Origin of the sequence: Streptomyces sp. Wb2n-11, from assembly GCF_001049855.1 — a bacterium.
Classification (GTDB): Bacteria; Actinomycetota; Actinomycetes; order Streptomycetales; family Streptomycetaceae; genus Streptomyces; species Streptomyces altiplanensis.
Genome location: NZ_CVPB01000001.1, coordinates 3149469 through 3166916 on the forward strand (window position 1 = coordinate 3149469; position 17448 = coordinate 3166916).

At 73.4% G+C, this 17448-nt stretch carries 15 protein-coding genes and 2 pseudogenes; 7 read left to right on the forward strand and 10 right to left on the reverse strand.

The window, feature by feature from the left end; all coding sequences use genetic code 11:
- Genes BN1555_RS14235 through BN1555_RS14245 form a run of 3 tightly spaced genes read right to left on the reverse strand, consistent with a single transcriptional unit; the run spans position 1 to position 3757 of the window.
- A complete protein-coding gene (locus BN1555_RS14235; RefSeq protein ID WP_093799729.1) occupies positions 1 to 1716 on the reverse strand; it encodes an L-aspartate oxidase in 1716 nt (571 codons plus the stop codon).
- Positions 1713 to 2798: a pantoate--beta-alanine ligase gene (panC, locus tag BN1555_RS14240; protein WP_093799730.1), complete on the reverse strand. Its 1086-nt coding sequence runs from the start codon at positions 2796 to 2798 to the stop codon at positions 1713 to 1715. The genes BN1555_RS14235 and panC overlap by 4 nt, the downstream gene beginning before the upstream one ends.
- Positions 2795 to 3757, reverse strand: coding sequence for a Rossmann-like and DUF2520 domain-containing protein (locus BN1555_RS14245; protein WP_093803394.1), 963 nt, complete (start codon positions 3755 to 3757; stop codon positions 2795 to 2797). Before BN1555_RS14245 ends, panC begins: the two co-directional genes overlap by 4 nt.
- A gap of 139 nt (positions 3758 to 3896) precedes the next feature.
- Here BN1555_RS14245 and BN1555_RS41605 point away from each other — a divergent pair, with 139 nt between their 5' ends.
- Positions 3897 to 4220 carry a hypothetical protein gene (locus BN1555_RS41605; protein WP_093799731.1) on the forward strand — a complete coding sequence of 108 codons (324 nt, stop codon included), beginning with the start codon at positions 3897 to 3899 and terminating at the stop codon, positions 4218 to 4220.
- 192 nt (positions 4221 to 4412) lie between these two features.
- Here the strand turns inward: BN1555_RS41605 and BN1555_RS14255 are convergent, their stop codons facing one another.
- Complete coding sequence (locus BN1555_RS14255; RefSeq protein WP_093799732.1) at positions 4413 to 4700, reverse strand: hypothetical protein; 288 nt, start codon at positions 4698 to 4700, stop codon at positions 4413 to 4415.
- A gap of 105 nt (positions 4701 to 4805) precedes the next feature.
- On the opposite strand from BN1555_RS14255, the gene BN1555_RS14260 reads away from it, so the two are divergent.
- Complete coding sequence (locus BN1555_RS14260) at positions 4806 to 5936, forward strand: DUF5937 family protein (protein WP_093803395.1); 1131 nt, start codon at positions 4806 to 4808, stop codon at positions 5934 to 5936.
- 87 nt (positions 5937 to 6023) lie between these two features.
- Here the strand turns inward: BN1555_RS14260 and BN1555_RS14265 are convergent, their stop codons facing one another.
- Both BN1555_RS14265 and BN1555_RS14270 read right to left on the reverse strand, forming a co-directional pair.
- Positions 6024 to 7166 (reverse strand): NADH-quinone oxidoreductase subunit D, encoded by a 1143-nt coding sequence (locus tag BN1555_RS14265; RefSeq protein ID WP_093799733.1) that lies wholly within the window; start codon positions 7164 to 7166, stop codon positions 6024 to 6026.
- A 269-nt stretch (positions 7167 to 7435) separates the two neighbouring features.
- Complete coding sequence (locus BN1555_RS14270) at positions 7436 to 8416, reverse strand: SAM-dependent methyltransferase (protein ID WP_255306032.1); 981 nt, start codon at positions 8414 to 8416, stop codon at positions 7436 to 7438.
- 95 nt (positions 8417 to 8511) lie between these two features.
- Between BN1555_RS14270 and BN1555_RS14275 the strand changes: the two genes are divergently transcribed.
- Both BN1555_RS14275 and BN1555_RS14280 read left to right on the forward strand, forming a co-directional pair.
- Positions 8512 to 9714 (forward strand): sensor histidine kinase, encoded by a 1203-nt coding sequence (locus BN1555_RS14275; RefSeq protein ID WP_093799735.1) that lies wholly within the window; start codon positions 8512 to 8514, stop codon positions 9712 to 9714.
- A 66-nt stretch (positions 9715 to 9780) separates the two neighbouring features.
- Complete coding sequence (locus BN1555_RS14280) at positions 9781 to 10467, forward strand: response regulator transcription factor (RefSeq protein ID WP_093799736.1); 687 nt, start codon at positions 9781 to 9783, stop codon at positions 10465 to 10467.
- Positions 10468 to 10524: 57 nt separating this feature from the next.
- Here the strand turns inward: BN1555_RS14280 and BN1555_RS14285 are convergent.
- The 4 genes and pseudogenes from BN1555_RS14285 to BN1555_RS14300 form a co-directional block, all read right to left on the reverse strand.
- A pseudogene (locus tag BN1555_RS14285) lies at positions 10525 to 11540 on the reverse strand (hypothetical protein).
- 85 nt (positions 11541 to 11625) lie between these two features.
- A complete protein-coding gene (locus tag BN1555_RS14290; RefSeq protein WP_093799737.1) occupies positions 11626 to 12606 on the reverse strand; it encodes an ABC transporter substrate-binding protein in 981 nt (326 codons plus the stop codon).
- Between the two features lie 61 nt (positions 12607 to 12667).
- Positions 12668 to 13354, reverse strand: coding sequence for an ABC transporter permease (locus BN1555_RS14295; RefSeq protein ID WP_093799738.1), 687 nt, complete (start codon positions 13352 to 13354; stop codon positions 12668 to 12670).
- A 3-nt stretch (positions 13355 to 13357) separates the two neighbouring features.
- On the reverse strand, positions 13358 to 14098 hold the full coding sequence (locus tag BN1555_RS14300) for an ABC transporter permease (protein WP_093799739.1): 741 nt from the start codon (positions 14096 to 14098) through the stop codon (positions 13358 to 13360).
- A gap of 129 nt (positions 14099 to 14227) precedes the next feature.
- Between BN1555_RS14300 and BN1555_RS14305 the strand changes: the two genes are divergently transcribed.
- The 3 genes and pseudogenes from BN1555_RS14305 to BN1555_RS14315 all read left to right on the forward strand — a co-directional run bounded on the left by BN1555_RS14305 (position 14228) and on the right by BN1555_RS14315 (position 17443).
- Complete coding sequence (locus tag BN1555_RS14305; protein WP_093799740.1) at positions 14228 to 15394, forward strand: ABC transporter ATP-binding protein; 1167 nt, start codon at positions 14228 to 14230, stop codon at positions 15392 to 15394.
- 190 nt (positions 15395 to 15584) lie between these two features.
- Positions 15585 to 16898: pseudogene (locus tag BN1555_RS14310) on the forward strand (phosphatidylglycerol lysyltransferase domain-containing protein); the annotation flags it as partial.
- Positions 16899 to 16990: 92 nt separating this feature from the next.
- The gene (locus BN1555_RS14315; protein ID WP_255306033.1) at positions 16991 to 17443 is read left to right on the forward strand and encodes a MarR family winged helix-turn-helix transcriptional regulator; all 453 of its coding nucleotides are present in this window, start codon (positions 16991 to 16993) and stop codon (positions 17441 to 17443) included.
- The last annotated feature ends 5 nt before the right edge of the window (positions 17444 to 17448 follow it).

Consider the following 17448-nt stretch of genomic DNA (forward strand, 5'->3'; position numbering starts at 1 on the left):
TTACTGCTCCCTCGGGAGGTGTACGGGCGGGAATGCGGCGGATTCGGTGCGGTGTACGGCGAGGGTGCGGCCGGGCGTGAGCCGTACGACGAGGTGGCTGCGCCAGGTGTCGTCGTCGCGGTCGGGACGGTCCTCGCGCCAGTGGCAGCCGCGGGTCTCCTCGCGCGCGCGGGCGGCGGCGACCAGGACGCGCGAGACGAGGAGGAGGTTGGTGGCCTCCCAGGCGTCGACGCCGGGCTCCGTGTCCTTGGTGTCGTCGGTGCCGTCCCCCCGGTCCCGGTCCGCTTCGGCGGCCGCGCTGCGGTACAGAGCCTCCAGGGCGTCCGCCGCGTGGTCGAGGCTGGCCGCCGACCGGAGCACTCCCGCGCCCGCCGTCATGATCCGCTGGATCTCGATGCGGGTGGCCGGGTCGAGGAGCGGGCCGGGGGCTTCCTCGCTCCGTACGGCGGGGCCGGGGGCGGCGGGGCGGGCCGCGATGTCCTCGGCGATGCGTTCCGCGAAGACCAGGCCCTCCAGGAGGGAGTTGGACGCGAGCCGGTTCGCGCCGTGCACGCCCGTGCAGGCCACCTCGCCGCACGCGTACAGGCCCGGGACCGTCGTACGGCCGTGCAGGTCCGTCCGTACGCCGCCGGACGCGTAGTGGGCCGCCGGGGCGACCGGGACCGGCTCGGTGACCGGGTCGATGCCGTGGGAGCGGCAGGCCGCCAGGATGGTGGGGAAGCGGGACTCCCACATCTCGGCGCCGAAGTGCCGGGCGTCGAGGTACATGTGCTCGGCGCCCTGCTCGCGCATCCGCCGCATGATGCCCTTGGCGACGATGTCGCGGGGGGCCAGCTCCGCCAGTTCGTGCTGCCCGACCATGAAGCGCACGCCGTCCGCGTCGACCAGGTGGGCGCCCTCGCCGCGTACCGCCTCGGAGACCAGCGGCTGCTGGCCCTCCGCGTCGGCGCCCAGGAAGAGCACGGTGGGGTGGAACTGGACGAATTCGAGGTCCGAGACCTCCGCACCGGCGCGCAGGGCGAGCGCGACGCCGTCGCCCGTCGAGACGGACGGGTTGGTGGTGGCCGAGAAGACCTGCCCCATGCCGCCGGTGGCGAGGACGACGGCCGGGGCACGGACGGCGCCGACGCCGTCGTGCTGGCCCTCGCCCATGACGTGCAGGGTGACGCCCGCCGTGCGCCCGTCGGGGTCCGTCAGCAGGTCCAGGACCAGGGCGTTCTCGATCGTACGAAGAGAGGCGGACCGTACGGCCTCGACGAGCGCCCGGGAGATCTCCGCGCCGGTCGCGTCGCCGCCCGCGTGGGCGATGCGGCGGCGGTGGTGGCCGCCCTCGCGGGTGAGCTGGATGGCGCCCGATTCGGGGTCGGTGTCGAAGAGGGCACCGGTGTCGATCAGGCGGCGTACGGCGTCCGGGCCCTCGGTGACCAGGGTCCGTACGGCCTCCTCGTCGCACAGGCCCGCGCCCGCGACGAGCGTGTCGTCCAGGTGCTGTTCTGGGGTGTCCCCGTCGCCGAGGGCGGCGGCGATGCCGCCCTGCGCCCAGCGCGTGGAGCCGTCGTCGAGACGGGCCTTGGTGACGACGACCGTGCGCAGGCCGGCGGCGGTGCAGCGCAGGGCGGCGGTGAGGCCGGCGACGCCGGAGCCGACGACCACGACGTCGGCCTCGACGGTCCAGCCGGGGGCGGGGGCCTTCAACCGTATACCGGTACGGGTCATGCCGAAGCTCCCTGCTCGCTGTCCTGGCTGTCTTCGCTGCCTTCGCCGGCTCCGTGGGCGAAGGCCAGCGGGATGTTGTCGATCAGCCGTGTGGCGCCGACCCTGGCGGCCACGGCGAGGACCGCGTCGCCGCGGTAGGTGTCGGGGACCTCGGTGAAGTCGGACGGGTCCACCAGGGCGACGTAGTCGAGGGTGAGCGGCGGGTCGGAGCGCGTGGCGGTGTCCAGGACGGCGGATGCCGCCGCGCGGACGGCCGCGGGACCGCTCGGGTCCGCGTGGCCCGCCTGCTCGACGGCGTGCGCGTCGGCCGCCGCGCGCGTCTCGCCGACGGCCGAGAGGGCTGCGGCGCGGTCGGGGTGCGGGCCGCCGAGAGCGGTCGCGCGCGCGTGCAGTGCCTCCTGGGCGGCGAGCCGGTCACGGCCGGCGAACAGCGCGCGGGAGAGGGCGAGCGCGGTGCGGCGCTCGGCCGGCGAGAGGTAGCGGTTGCGGCTGGACAGGGCCAGGCCGTCGTCCTCACGGACCGTCGGTACGCCGACGATCTCGACGGGGAAGTTCAGGTCGCGCGCCATGCGGCGGATCAGGGCGAGCTGCTGGGCGTCCTTCTGCCCGAAGAAGGCGGCGTCGGGCCCCGTCAGGTGCAGCAGCTTCGCGACGACGGTCAGCATGCCGTCGAAGTGGCCGGGGCGGGACGCCCCTTCGAGGCGTTCGCCCATCGGTCCTGCGGCGATACGGACCTGCGGATCGCCGCCCGGGTAGACCTCGTCCACGGACGGCGCGAACACGGCGTTCGCACCGGCCTGTGCGGCGAGGGCGAGGTCGGCGTCCAGAGTGCGGGGGTAGCGGTCGAGGTCCTCGCCGGCGCCGAACTGGAGCGGGTTGACGAAGACGGTGACGACGACGAAGCCCTCGGGCCCCACGTGGTCCCGTGCGGCGCGGACGAGCGTCGCGTGGCCCTCGTGCAGGGCGCCCATGGTCATGACGACGGCGGTGCGGCCGGGGGCGTACTGGCCGAGGACGTGCTGGAGGTCCTCGCGCGTGGGGACCAGCCGGAAGGCCCCGGAGGTCCCGGAGGTGCTGCTCATCGGTCGTCTCCCTCGGCCCCGTCGGTCCCGGCCCGGTCGGTCCCGGCCCCGTCGGCCAGTACGTCCAGAAGGTCCTCGGCGAGCTCCGGCTTGAGCAGCCCGTGCGCGAGGGCGCGGTCGGCGGTCGTACGGGCCATGGCGAGGTATCCGGCGACGGTCTGCGGCGCGTGCTTGCGGAGCTCCGTGACGTGCGCGGCGACCGTCCCCGCGTCGCCGCGCGCGACGGGTCCCGTGAGGGCCGCGTCGCCGGAGCGCAGGGCGTTGTCGAGGGCGGCGCCCAGGAGCGGGCCGAGCATCCGGTCGGGGGCCCCGACACCTGCCGTACGGAGCAGCTCCATGGACTGGGCGACCAGGGTGACCAGGTGGTTCGCGCCGAGGGCGAGGGCCGCGTGGTAGAGCGGACGCGCCTCTTCCGCGACCCACTCGGGCTCACCGCCCATCTCGATGACCAGGGCCTCGGCGGCGAGACGCAGCTCCTCGGGCGCGGTGATGCCGAAGGAACAGCCGGCCAGCCGCTGGACGTCCACGGACGTTCCCGTGAACGTCATGGCGGGGTGCAGGGCGAGGGGCAGCGCGCCGGCGCGCAGGGCGGGCGCGAGGACGCCCGTCCCGTACCGCCCCGAGGTGTGCACGATCAGCTGTCCCGGACGGACGGCGCCGGTCTCGGCGAGACCCTCCACCAGGCCCGGCAGGGCGTCGTCGGGGACGGTCAGCAGGACGAGCTCGGCGCGGGCCAGAACCTCGGCGGGGGTGACGATCGGGACGTCGGGCAGGAGCGCGGCGGCCCTGCGCACGGACGCGTCCGAGACGCCGGAGACGGCGACCGGGCGGTGGCCCGCGAGCCGCAGCGCGGCGGCGAGCGCGGGGCCGACCCGGCCGGCTCCGACCACGCCGACGGTGAGGCGGGCGGGGCGGTCCCTGGCGTCCAGGGGCTCATGTGCTGCGTTTGGTGCGTTCACGTTCACGCGAGGACGGCCTTCCGTTCCAGTCCGCGGGGGGTACCGGACGATTTCCCGTCATGCTACGCCAGCGTTTCGCGCGTCCGCTTCGCTGTCCACAGGCTGTGGGCGCGGGCACAGCCGTACACGACGCCGGCTGATGACGGACACCGGCGAGCGGGAACAGCGCAGGCGCGGGCTCACCGCGTGGAAGGACTCCGGCCGCGTACTTTCGCGCTCCTCCGCGCGGACGGCGCCCGGGGAGCGGCCGACGGCGCCGCCCGGCCTGGCGCGGGAGCTGCCGCGACTGCCGGAGTGCGCGGCCCCCGCGAAGGCGGCGGCGGAGGGGTTCCGGGCGGCGGGTGCGCCGTGGTTCCGGGGGCGTCCCCGGCCGCCGCACACGCACCGGTTCCAGGTGTGGCCGCTCTGCCCGGCAAAGGCGCTGACCAAGGCGGCGGTGCGGCAGGCGGAGGAGACGGGGTGACGCTGCTCCGCCGGTGGTTCGCGGGCACGCCGCCGGAGCTGTCCGGCACGGAGGTGACGGTGGCGGGCGGGGACGGTGCCGGAGCCGGAGCGGACGGCCGGTGACGTGGTGGCAGCGGTGACGGCGGTGGCGGACTCCACTGAGCGGCCGGCGCAGCGGTGGCGCGCTCCGCGGGCGGCACCGCGCCACGCATCAGCCGCACGCGCGGGGGGCGCCGGGGCCCGCCGGACGGGCTCGCGCGGCGCGGGGCCGGGGTGCGGAACCGCGGGCGGCAAGGTCGCGGAGCGCGAGCAGGTGCGTCAGTGCGATCCGGAGCCGGCGGGCCAGCGGCGGCCGGCCCTCGACCACCGCGCGGAAGCGCCAGTAGTCGCGGACCTCCCGGACCGCCTGCCAGTCGTTGAGACCGGGCGCCGGCGGGACGGGAGCACCGAGCCGGGTGGCGCGATAGGCGTCGAGCATGTGCTGCTGAGTGGCGTTCATGTCCTCACCATGCGTACACCGCACCGCGCACCGCGCTTCGTTTGACGACCCCCGTCAATCGGCGGCCGTACTGTCGGTGCCGGCGGGCACGATGGACCCATGAGCGTGTCCATCGACATCACCGGCCTGCCGTCCGAGCGCATCGTCTTCGAGACCTCCCCGCTGGCGGAACTCGGCATGGCCCTGCACGCCCTGTCCGAATCCGGCCACCATCCAGGGCTGCACGGCTGGGCGACCGCGACCGCCGCCTCCCTGAAGCCGGACCTCGCCGACCGGCTGAGCGAGGCGGACTTCCTGTGGCGCAGCACGTTCTCCGACGTCTTCATGCCGTTCGCCGGCGTGCGGGGCGGCGACGGCAGGACGGGCGCGACACTCAGCGGGGACCTGGACGCGCTGGACCGGCTGGACGACGAGCGGTTCGTCTCCTCGGCACTGGAGTTCACCTGCTCCAGTACGTACGGCACCGGCGGCCCCTCCCCGCTCGTCGATCCGGCGGTGCGCGAACGCGCGCTGGACCTCGCCGCCGCGCGCGGGCCGAAGCAGACGGACTTCGCCCGGCGGCTGCTGGCCGACCCCGCGTCCGTACGGGCCTGGCTGCGGCGGCTCTTCGAGGACTGCGACCAGGCGTTCTTCGCCGACACCTGGCGCCGCGCACGGGTCCAGCTGGCCGCCGACGCCCGGCACAAGGGCGAACTGCTGCGCCACAAGGGCCTGGCGGAAGCGCTGCACGCGGTCTCCCCCGCCCTGACCCTGGTGGAGAGCGGCGGCGCGGGCGGGGCCAGGACCCGTATCCACGTCGACAAGCTGGCCGACGGCCGCACCAGCGCCGTGGAGGCGGCGGTCGGCGCGGGGCTCACCTTCGTCCCGTCCAGCTTCGGCTGGCCGCACCTGTCCGTCCTGCACGCTCCCGGCTGGCGGCCGGTGATCCACTACCCGGTCGGCGCCCCCGAACCGCCGAGCCCGGCGTCGGTGGAGCTGCTGAAGCTGCGGATGGAGGCGCTGGCCCACCCGATGCGCATGCGCCTGTGCCGCAACCTGGCCCGCTCCCCGTACACGACGGGCGAACTCGCCGACACGCACGGCATCACCGCGCCCGAGGTCTCCCGCCACCTGTCGGTCCTGAAGAAGGCCGGCCTGCTGACGACACAGCGCCGCGGCCGGTACGTCCTGCACAGCCTGGACCTCCAGGTGGTGTCCCGGCTGGGCAGCGACTTCCTGGAGGGCGTACTGCGCTAGGCGGTGACACGCGCCCGGCCTTGCCCGGCCTTGCACGCCGGCGCACGCTTTCCGGGGCGCCGGCCCGGTCGGGTGGCGGTGCCCCGGTCATTTGTCGATGTCGCCGACGACGAAGAAGAGCGACCCGAGGATCGCCACCATGTCGGCGACGAGCGTTCCCGGGAGCAGCTCCGTCAGGGCCTGGATGTTGTTGAACGACGCCGAGCGCAGCTTCAGGCGGTACGGCGTCTTCTCGCCCTTCGAGACGAGGTAGTAGCCGTTGATGCCGAGCGGGTTCTCGGTCCAGGCGTAGGTGTGGCCCTCCGGGGCCTTCAGCACCTTCGGCAGCCGCTGGTTGATCGGGCCGGGCGCGAGGTCGGCCATGCGGTCCAGGCAGGCGTCCGCCAGGTCCAGGGCGTTGTGCGTCTGGTCGAGGAGGACCTCGAAGCGGGCGAGGCAGTCGCCCTCGGTCCGGGTGGCGACCTCGAGGGTGTCCTGGAGTTCGCCGTAGGCGAGGTACGGCTCGTCGCGCCGGAGGTCGAAGTCGACGCCGGAGGCACGGGCGATGGGGCCGCTCACCCCGTACGCGTGCACGGCCTCGGGCGACAGCACGCCGACGTCGCGCGTACGGCCGCGGAAGATCTCGTTGCCGAGGACGAGGCTGTCGTACACCTCCATCCGGGACCGGACGTCCGCGACGGCCTCGCGGGCCCGGCCGAGCCAGCCCGCGGGCAGGTCCTCCTTGAGGCCGCCGACCCGGTTGAACATGTAGTGGATGCGGCCGCCGGAGACCTCCTCCATGACGGCCTGGAGCTCTTCGCGCTCGCGGAAGGCGTAGAAGACGGGGGTGATTCCGCCGAGTTCGAGAGGGTACGACCCGAGGAACATCAGGTGGTTGAGCACCCGGTTCAGCTCGGCGAGGAGCGTGCGGGTCCACACGGCGCGCTCCGGGACCTCCATGCCGAGCATGCGCTCGACGGCCATGACGACGCCCAGCTCGTTGGAGAAGGCGGACAGCCAGTCGTGACGGTTCGCGAGCATCACGATCTGGCGGTAGTCGCGGGCCTCGAAGAGCTTCTCCGCACCCCGGTGCATGTAGCCGATGACCGGCTCGGCGTGCTGGATGCGCTCGCCGTCGAGCACGAGTTTGAGGCGGAGGACGCCGTGCGTGGAGGGATGCTGGGGGCCGATGTTGAGCACCATGTCGGTGCTCTCCGCCGCGCCGCCGATGCCGACCGTGGTCTCCGTCATGCGGACAGTATCCCCCGGCGGGGCGGGGCGGGGACGGGGCGGGTGGACGGGCCGGCGGGCGGGGGCGCGTGGGGTGCGGGAGCGGGTGCGGAGTCGTGCGGGGTCGGGGGCGTGTGGGGTCGGGGGCGTGCCGGGGCGTCTCCTCGGGTACCGAACGTCCGGGCACGGGGACTTCTTCGGGGTGGCTGCGTTCGGCACCCTGCGGGGAGCCCCCGGGTACGCCCCCTCCCGCCACCGTGGCATGCGACACGGGAGCGGTGGCCGGCCTCTCACCCGGCCGGCGGGAGCGGCTGGGTCAGCCAGGTGAAGTCGCCCAGGCCGCCCCGGGCCGTGAGCTCCGCCGCCTCGCCCGCCCCCGCCAGCGCTCGTACGTACGCCGCCGGGTCCGTGGACGCCAGGGCCAGCGGGGGGCGGCCCGCCGTCACGCCCAGGCGGTGCAGCGCCTCCCGCTGCGACAGCAGCTCCGCGCCCGGCAGCGCGCACGCGTCCAGTGCGACGTGGGACGTGAGGTCGCACGTGCCGTCCGGGACCGGGCGTACCTCCCGGCCCGCCCGGAAACCCGTCAGCGTGCCGAAGGGCGGCCGCGCCGCGCGCGTGTGGGCGTAGTCGACGGCGACCGCCAGGCCCGCGTCGAGCGTCGCGACCGCCGCCGCCCACGCCGTGTCGCGCGGGCGGCCGATCTCCGCCCGCAGTCCGGGCCCGCCGCCGTGCGGCCACGGCCACCAGCGCGCGAGCCACTCGGCGTCCGCCCCGGTCACCGGGTCGCCGAGGCGCTCCTCGCCGTCCCGGCGTACGAGCACGTACCGCGCGGCACCCGCCGCGTCCGTCTCGGCCACCTCCACCGGGACGTTGTCCAGCCACTCGTTCGCGAACAGCAGCCCGGCCACGCCCGACGGCGGCTCGGCGAGCCACTCGACGCGGTCGTCCAGGCCGGCCGGGCGGTGCGCGCGTTCCACGGCGTACGCCCTCACTCGTACCGAAAGCTCCGGCGCCAGCGCCGCGAGTACCGCCGTCACCAGCTCGCCCCGGCCCGCCGCGACATCGACCAGCGCGAGCTCCCGCGGGTGGCCGAGCGACGCGTCGACGTCCCCGAGCAGCCGGGCGACCGCTCCCGCGAACAGCGCGGACGCGTGCACCGAGGTACGGAAGTGCCCCGAGGGACCCGGTCCTCCGGGGGCCACGTAGAAGCCCCCGGGGCCGTACAGCGCCTGCTCCGCCGCCTCCCGCCACCCATGCCACTCATCCGTCACGACACCAAGTCTCCACCTTGGGGAGTAGGCTTCGGCCCACCGGATCGCTCCTCCGGTTGACCCTGCACCTATTCGTTTTCCCTACGCTGGGTTACGTGCAACGCCTCTACGATTTCATCCGCAGGCACCCGACGAGTGTCGACAGCTTCTGGGCTGTGATGCTCTTCGGGTTCTCCCTGCTGTGGGCCGTCCAGGCGTCCATGGGCACCGAGCCGCGCATCGCGGCCGTCCCGATCGTCACGCTGCTCTCCCTCGTGGTGGCCCTGCGCCGCCGCGCACCGGAGAAGATGCTGCTGCTGGCCCTCCTGATGGGCGTCGCCCAGCTCGTGTTCGACGTGGAGGTCAACCCGGCCGACTGGGCCATGCTCGTCATCGTCTACACCGTCGCCGCGAGCGACGGGCCCCGCTGGGCCTCACGGGCCGCGCTCGCCGGCGGCCTGGCCGCGGCTCCCCTGGCGCAACTGCGCTGGCCCCCGCCGGACAGCGGCCCGGTCCTCGCGTCGGTCTTCTTCGTGATCGTCATGGCCCTGCCGTTCGCGCTGGCGTGGGTGCTCGGCGACTCGCTGCGGACCCGGCGCGCGTACTTCGCCGAGCTGGAGAAGCGCGCCACGCGCCTGGAGAAGGAGCGCGAGGCGCAGTCGAAGGTGGCGGTCGCCGCCGAGCGGGCCCGTATCGCCCGCGAACTGCACGACGTCGTCGCGCACAACGTCTCCGTGATGGTGGTCCAGGCGGACGGCGCGGCGTACGTCCTGGACGCCTCGCCCGCACAGGCCAGGCAGGCGCTGGAGACCATCTCGACGACCGGGCGCCAGGCGCTCGCCGAGATGCGACGGCTGCTGGGCGTCCTGCGGACCGGCGAGCCGCAGGAGGGCGGCGAGTACGTGCCGCAGCCCGACGTCGAGCAGATCGAGGACCTCGTGGAGCAGGTACGGACGGCCGGGCTGACGGTCGACTTCAAGGTCGAGGGCACGCCGCGGCCGCTGCCGAGCGGGGTGGAGCTCACGGCGTACCGCATCGTGCAGGAGGCCCTCACCAACGCGCGCAAGCACGGCGGTCCGGACGTGGGCGCGAGCGTACGGCTCGTCTACTTCGACGACGGACTGGGCCTGCTCGTCGAGGACGACGGGCGGGGCGCGACGCACGACCTGTACGAGGACGGCGGCGCGGACGGGCAGGGCCACGGCCTCATCGGCATGCGCGAGCGCGTCGGTATGGTCGGCGGCACGCTCGACGCGGGGCCGCGGCCGGGCGGCGGCTTCCGGATCAGCGCGCTGCTCCCGCTCAAGCCGGCCCACTGAGCCCCTCGCCCGTCCCCTTCCCCCTGCCCGTTCCCCCGCCCGCGCCGACGAAAGGCACCCCACCCCATGTCCATCCGCGTGATGCTCGTAGACGACCAGGTGCTGCTGCGCACCGGCTTCCGGATGGTCCTCGCCGCCCAGCCGGACATGGAGGTCGTCGCCGAGGCCGGTGACGGGGCGGAGGCGATCGAGGTGCTGCGCGCCACGGCGGTGGACGTCGTTCTGATGGACGTACGGATGCCGAAGCTGGACGGGGTCGAGGCGACGCGGCGCATCTGTACGGACCCCGGGGCACCGAAGGTCCTCATCCTGACCACCTTCGACCTGGACGAGTACGCGTTCTCCGGGCTGAAGGCGGGGGCCAGCGGCTTCATGCTGAAGGACGTGCCGCCGGCCGAACTGCTGGCCGCCATCCGCTCGGTGCACAGCGGGGACGCGGTCGTCGCGCCGTCGACCACGCGGCGCCTGCTGGACCGCTTCTCGCCGATGCTGCCGGGCACGGGCAAGGAGACGAAGGCGGCCGACACCGCGCTGGCCCGGCTGACCGACCGTGAGCGCGAGGTGATGCTGCTCGTGGCCCAGGGGCTGTCGAACGGCGAGATCGCGGCCCGGCTGGTGCTGTCGGAGGCCACCGTCAAGACCCATGTCGGCCGCATCCTGGCCAAGCTCAACCTGCGCGACCGTGTCCAGGTCGTGGTCCTGGCGTACGAGTCGGGGCTGATCCGCGCGGGCGGCGGCCACGCGTCCGCATAGGACACAGAGGGCACATGAGGCACGCAGGACGCGTCGGCCGCCGGGCGGCGGCCCCGTTCACGAGATCGCGCTGCGCAGCTCCACCACGTCGAACCGTTCCGTCTCGTCATGGGCCGTCAGGTCGATGACCTGGCCCACCACCGGGGCCGCCGAGTCCCGGCGCGCATCCGCCAGGGCCTCCTGGCCGACCACGTCCGCGAGGTCCTCGTCCTGGACGGCTTCGATCGCCGCCTCGGCCGACCTCTGGGTGCCGAAGAAGTCGAAGCCGCCCTGCACGCGCGAGGCGCGGCGGCGCTGGGCGGCGTACGGCATGTCCGCGGAGGCCGCCGCGGCGCGGCGCGAGACGATGGCGGACGACGGGCGCGCGCGGTCCGGAAGGGACACGGCGTCGGTACCGGCGGCCGCCTCGTGCTTCCCCTCCGGCTCCGCCACCCCGCGTCCCTGGGTCTCGCGCCCCTGGCCGGCGGTGCCCCGCACGTCACGGCTCCGCGCTTCGCGCGTCCTCCGGGCCCCCTGGTCCGCCGCGTCGCGCGCGAGCTTGTCCAGCGCCATGGAAGCCCGCAGGTACGCGGACGGCGTCGGCGAACTGCCCACCGCGGGCAGCGCCTTCGCGGGGCCGACACCTCGATCGCCAGCAGCCGCCGGCCCTCCAGTGCGCTGGCCCGCTCGGTCTCCGCGGTCGCGTAGCGCCGCAGCAGCGCGGCGTGCTCGCCGCGCAGGGCGGCCAGTTCGGCCCGCTTGCTGCGCAGTTTCGCGTCGAGCCTGGCGCGCAGCTCGCGCGACTCCTCCAGGTCCGACTCGAGGTCCGCTATCCGCTCCTCGGTCTTCCACTCGTCGCTGACGCGGGCCCGTGTCAGCTCGGCCACCCGCCGACCCGCCGAACGGTCCCAGCCACGCATGAGAACCGCGCCGGTGACCGCCGCGGCCGCGGCCGCGGCGACCAGGCCGCGCAGCACCACCGGTTCCGCGAACAACCAGGCGCCGGCGGCGCAGAGCATCGACGCGCCGGCGACCGCCGAAGGCGGAAGGATCCTGTGCAGGGGTGGCGAATGGCGGTGGCGTCCACGTGGCATGGCCTGAAATTTACCGTGCGTACGCAGGAGATGGGGACCCGCCCGGCAATCTGTTCCCGGGCGGTTACCCAATTCCTTGCGTGATCTACTTCTTGATCAGGCCCTTGGACTCCAGATACTCCTTCGCCGCGTCGGCGGGCTTCGCCCGATCGGAGTCGATCTTGCGGTTCAGCTCGACCAGATCACCGGTCGTCAGCACCTTGGTGAGCTTGCCGAGAGCATCGGCTATCTCCTGCGTTCCGGCGTCCTTCGCATTGACCACCGGCAGTACGTTGTCGGCGTTCTGGAGCTTCTTGTCGTCTTCCAGGAGTACGAGCCCGAAGCTCTCCAGCGTCGCGTCGGTGGTCGTGGTCAGCACCAGCTGATCGGCGCCGTCCTTGACGGCCTGCTTGGACTGGGGAGTGCCTACGCCCTTGGGATCGACGCCGGTGACGTCGATCCCGTACTCCTTCTTCAGGCCCGGTGCGCAGAAGGGCCGGATCTCGCATTCGTCGCCCGCCGCGATCTTCACCTTCAGCTTGGACTTACCAAGATCGGAAAGCGTCTCGAGGTTGTTCTTCTCGGCGTATTCCTTGCTCACCGCGAAGGCGTTCTGGTCGACGGCCCCGCCGGCCGGCAGCACCTTCAGTCCGCGTGGCTCCGCGAGCTTCTCCAGTGCTTCGAAGGTGGCGGTCACATCGCTGGACGCGACCGGATTCTTCTCCGGCGCCTCGGGGCCGTTCGCCTTCGCGTTGAGGAATTCGGCAAGCGTAGCGGCGTATTCCGGTACGACGTCGATCTCGCCCCTCTCCAGGGCGGGTGCGTACAGTTCGCGGTTCTCCACGGTCTTGACGGAGGTGCCGTATCCGGCGTCGGAGAGGAGCTGCGCGTACAGCTCGGCCAGCACCTTCGACTCGGTGAATCCGGCCGAACCCACCACCAGCGACCCCTTCTTGCCGGCCTCGCCGGTCTCGGCCGCACCACCGTCCCTGCCCTTCTCCAGGCTCTCACCGCCGCATGCCGCCAGCCCGCCGGCCAACGCGATCACGGCCACTACCGCACCCGCTGTGCGCGAGGTCCTGCTCATGACGTTCACCATCCAAGAGGAGAAATAGAGGAGAAACAGGGGAAACAATCCGGGGAGTCCGTCAGGCGGCCGGCCGGTCCGCGCCGCGCCGCCGCATCGGGTCGAGCAGCCGGTCCGCCGCCACCAGCACTCCCTCGACCAGGAGCGCGAGGACGGCGACGAGCAGTGCGCCCGCCACCACCTGCGGCGTGTCGTACGTGTTGAAGCCGGCCGTGATGATCCGGCCGAGGCCGCCCTCGCCCGCCATCGCGGCGAGCGTGGCCGTGGCGACCACCTGGACGGCCGCCGACCTGAGCCCGGTCATGACCAGCGGGTACGCGAGGGGCAGCTCGACCCGTACGAACAGCTGCCACCCCGACATGCCCATCCCGCGCGCGGCCTCCACCACCGCCCGGTCCACCTCCCGCATGCCGATGTACGCGTTGGTCAGCAACGGCGGTACGGCGAACAGCACCAGCGCGATGATCGTCGGCAGGTCCCCCTGTCTGCCCAGAGGGGTGAGCGTCAGCAGGACCAGCACCGCGAGGGTGGGGACCGCCCGCCCCGCGTTGGAGAGGTTGACGGCGAGCGCGCCGCCCCGGCCCACGTGTCCGAGCCGGAGCGCCACCGGCAGCGCGATCAGGCAGGACAGCAGCAGGCACACACCGCTGAAGTACAGATGCTCGGTGAGCCGGTTCCAGATACCGCTCTCGCCCTGCCAGTTGGCGCCGGACGCCAGCCAGGCGAAGGCTTCCCCGATCGCTCCCACGGCTCAGCCGGCCTTGGCGGCAGAGGCGGGGACAGGGGCGGTGCGGGCGGTACGTATGCGCGGTGCACACGGCCGGGTCCACGGCGTCAGCAGTCTTTGCAGCCCGAGCAGCAGCAGGTCGGCCGCCACCGCCAGCAGCACACAGATCACCGAAGCGGTGAGCACCTGCGCCTTGAAGAGGGAGTCGAGGCCGTCCACGATCAGCGTCCCCAGTCCGCCGTACCCCACGATCGCGCCGACCGTCGTCAGGGCGACCGTCGAAACGGTCGCGATCCGCACCCCGGCGAGCAGCGCCGGGAGCGCCAGCGGCAGCTCGACCTCCCACAGCAGCCGCCCGCGTCCGTACCCCATGCCCAGCGCGGCCTCCCGCGCCTCCGCCGGCACCGCTTCGAGCCCGGCCAGGATGTTGCGCACGAGAACGGTCAACGAATAGAGGACCAGCCCCGTGACCACCACGGCCGCCGAAAGCCCGAACACCGGCAGCAGCAGTGAGAACATCGCCAGCGAAGGGACCGTGTAGAGCACGGTCGTGAGGCCGAGGACCGGTCCCGCGAACCGGGACCGGCGTCCGTCCCGGTCACGCGCGAGCAGGGCCAGCGGAAAGGCGATCAGCAGGCCGATCAGCACGGAGACCAGGGTGATCCACACATGCTGGACGGTCGCGTCGGTCAACTCCTGGCCCCGGGAGCGGACGTACTCCCCGCAGATCCAGTCGTTCGACGTCAGGCAGCTTTGGCCGCTCATGCCGCCCCACCTCCCCCCGAGATCCCGAACTCATGTCCGACGACCCTATCCCCGGCCACTGACAGCCACCGGAATCCGCCGTGTTCCCGCACCATGGTCCCGACACCGGACCGGCCACAAGGGGGACTCATGATCCGATTCGAGCACGTCACCAAGCGGTACGCCGACGGCACCACCGCCGTCGACGACCTCTCCTTCGAGGTCGCCGAGGGTGAACTGGTCACACTCGTCGGGCCTTCCGGCTGCGGCAAGACCACCACCATGAAGATGGTGAACCGGCTGACAGAGCCGACCGGCGGCCGGATATTCCTCGACGGGGACGACATCTCCACCATCGACCCGGTACGGCTGCGCCGCCGCATCGGCTATGTGATCCAGCAGGTCGGCCTCTTCCCCCACAAGACGGTTCTGGACAACACCGCGACCGTGCCCCACCTCCTCGGTGTCAAACGCGCCAAGGCCCGTGAGCGCGCCGCCGAACTCCTCGACCTGGTCGGCCTCGACCCGTCCGTCCACGGCCACCGCTACCCCGACCAGCTCTCCGGCGGCCAGCGCCAACGCGTCGGCGTGGCCAGGGCCCTGGCGGCCGATCCGCCCGTACTCCTGATGGACGAGCCCTTCGGCGCGGTCGACCCGGTGGTCCGCGAGCGCCTCCAGAACGAGTTCCTGCGGCTCCAGTCCCAGGTGCGCAAGACCGTCCTCTTCGTCACCCACGACATCGAGGAGGCCGTCCGGCTCGGCGACCGCATCGCCGTCTACGGACAGGGCACGATCGAGCAGTTCGACGCCCCGGCCGCCGTCCTCGGGGCGCCCGCCACCCCGTACGTCGCGGACTTCGTCGGCGCGGACCGCGGCCTCAAGCGCCTCTCCGTCACGCCCATCGAGCCGGGCGACCTGGAGCAGCCGCCGGTCGTCCATCTCGACGACCCGGTCGGGAAGGCTGCCGCCAAGCTGGGCTCCGAGGGGGCCCGGTGGGCCGTCGTCCTCGACAGCGCCGACGATCTGCACGGCTGGATCTCCGCGGAACAGGCGCGGACGGCCACCGGGACCGTACGCGAACACGCCCGCCGCATGGAGGCGTGGCTGCCCGTCGGCGCCTCCCTCAAGCAGGCCTTCTCCACGATGCTCCAGCACGACGCGGGGTGGATCGCGGTCATCGACGAGGAGGGCGCGGGACGCTTCCTCGGCGTCCTCACACCGGCCCGTCTCCACGAGGCGCTGCGCCGTTCCATCGACGCGGACGCGCAGGCCGTTCCCCGTACGGCGGTGGAGGTGGAGTCCGTCGGCCGAGGCTGAACCGCCGGCCCGTCCACCGGCTCGTTCACCGGCCGCCCACCGGCCCGTCCACCGGCCCGTCCACCGGCTTTCCGGCTGAGATTTTCCGCGCGCGAGTGAACCCGGCCCCCGGATGCTCCGTCCTAGAGGGCGCAGATTGTCCGAATGCTTCGGCACGGGCAGAAGATCTCTCGCAGAGCCACGGGAAGCGATGTCTATCAGCCTGGACGCGGACAACTCAGGGGCGGTTCCGGACCGGACACGACGGATACGGGGCGTCCGGGGGGTACGGCGGATCCTGCGGGGCCCGCGTCCCGAGCGGGTGCCTCCCCTGGCCGGTACGGCCTGCGCGGCCCTGGGGGTCCTCGACATCGCCGCCGGCGTCTTCCCGCGCTTTCGGCACAGCAGGACACACGCCGTCGCGGAGGTGGTGCCCGGGGCGCTCGGTCCGTTCGCGGCCGCCCTCGCGATCAGCGCGGGCGTACTGCTGCTGCTTCTCGCACACGGCCTCAGGCGCCGCAAACGCCGTGCCTGGCGGGCCGCCGTGGTCCTGCTGCCCGCCGGGGCGGCGGCGCAGTTCACGTACCGGCACTCGGTCATCGGCGTACTGCTCCCGGTGGTGCTGCTGGTGCTCCTGGGGCGCCATCGCGGCCAGTTCGCGGCCCTGCCCGATCCGCGCAGCCGCTGGAAGGCGCTCGCCAACTTCTTTCTCCTGGGCGCCGGTTCGCTCGTCACCGGCCTGGCCGTCGTCAGCTCGCACCCGGCGCAGGTGATCGGCGACCCGAGCGTGGCGGAGCGGCTGGAACACGTCCTGTACGGGCTCTTCGGCTTCGAGGGCCCCGTCGGTTACACGGGCGGCGCCTCCTCGACCGTCGGCCACTCGCTCGGCGCCCTGGGCCTGCTCACCGCCGTCACCACCCTCTACCTGGCCCTGCGGCCCGAGCCCCCGGCGGCCCGTCTCACCGCCGACGAGGAGCAGCGGCTGCGCGCCCTGCTGGCCCGGCACGGCGGCCGCGACCCCCTGGGCCGCTTCGCGCTGCGCCACGACAAGGCCGTCGTCTTCTCCCCCAGCGGCAAGGCCGCCGTCACCTACCGCGTCGTCTCCGGCGTGATGCTCGCCGGCGGCGACCCGATCGGCGACGTGGAGGCCTGGCCGGGAGCCATCGAACGCTTCCTGGACGAGGCCAGGACCCACTCCTGGACCCCCGCCGTGACGGGCTGCAGCGAGGCCGGCGGTGAGGTGTGGACCCGCGAGAGCGGGCTCGCCGCACTGGAGCCCGGGGACGAAGCGGTGGTGCACGTGCCGGATTTCTCCCTGGCCGGGCGTGCCGTGCGCACCGTACGCCAGAGGGCCAAGCGCATCGACCGGAGCGGTTACGAAACCCGTGCGCGCCGCGTCCGTGACGTCGGCGACGGCGACGGCAAGCTGGAGCGCACCGGGCGGGCCGCCGCCGACCGGCGCGGCACGGACACCGGGCGCGGTTTCCCCATGGCGCTCGGCCGCATCGGGGGCCCGGCGGCGGGGACCGCGTGATCGCGACCGCCCACGCAGTTCCACGGGCGAACGGCAGACATCAATGCTTTAGATCATCAAGTTTCGCGCGGTAGGCTGCCCCCATGGCAGAGACAATCCGGACGATCCCCACCGAGGCCCAGCTCATGGAACGGCTCGCCGAGGCCTTCAGCGGCTACTACGGCGACTTCTCCCTGGCCGCCGCCGAAGCGGGCCTCACCGCCAGCCAGGCCAAGACCCTCGGTGTGCTGCGCGCGGCCCCCGCCTCGATGCGCGCCCTCGCCACCACCCTGGCCTGCGACGCCTCCAACATCACCGGGATCATCGACCGGCTGGAGAAGCGCGATCTCGTACGCCGCGAGGTCAGCCCCACCGACCGGCGCGTCAAGAACGTCGTCCTCACCCCCGCGGGCGAGGAGACCATCGACGCCATCCGGGCCCGCATGCACACCACCCGCGCCGCCCTCGGCGCCCTCGACGACTCCGGCCGCGCCATCCTCCACGACCTCCTCGGGCGCGTCTTCTGCGGTTCGCGCGGTCCGGGCACCACTGCCTGACGCCT

Coding starts and splice junctions, on each gene's coding strand:
- BN1555_RS14235 (WP_093799729.1), bottom strand. CDS start 1,716: ATGACCCGTACCGGTATACGGTTGAAGGCCCCCGCCCCCGGCTGGACC.
- panC (WP_093799730.1), bottom strand. CDS start 2,798: ATGAGCAGCACCTCCGGGACCTCCGGGGCCTTCCGGCTGGTCCCCACG.
- BN1555_RS41605 (WP_093799731.1), top strand. CDS start 3,897: ATGACGGACACCGGCGAGCGGGAACAGCGCAGGCGCGGGCTCACCGCG.
- BN1555_RS14255 (WP_093799732.1), bottom strand. CDS start 4,700: ATGAACGCCACTCAGCAGCACATGCTCGACGCCTATCGCGCCACCCGG.
- BN1555_RS14265 (WP_093799733.1), bottom strand. CDS start 7,166: ATGACGGAGACCACGGTCGGCATCGGCGGCGCGGCGGAGAGCACCGAC.
- BN1555_RS14280 (WP_093799736.1), top strand. CDS start 9,781: ATGTCCATCCGCGTGATGCTCGTAGACGACCAGGTGCTGCTGCGCACC.
- BN1555_RS14290 (WP_093799737.1), bottom strand. CDS start 12,606: ATGAGCAGGACCTCGCGCACAGCGGGTGCGGTAGTGGCCGTGATCGCG.
- BN1555_RS14300 (WP_093799739.1), bottom strand. CDS start 14,098: ATGAGCGGCCAAAGCTGCCTGACGTCGAACGACTGGATCTGCGGGGAG.
- BN1555_RS14305 (WP_093799740.1), top strand. CDS start 14,228: ATGATCCGATTCGAGCACGTCACCAAGCGGTACGCCGACGGCACCACC.
- BN1555_RS14315 (WP_255306033.1), top strand. CDS start 16,991: ATGGCAGAGACAATCCGGACGATCCCCACCGAGGCCCAGCTCATGGAA.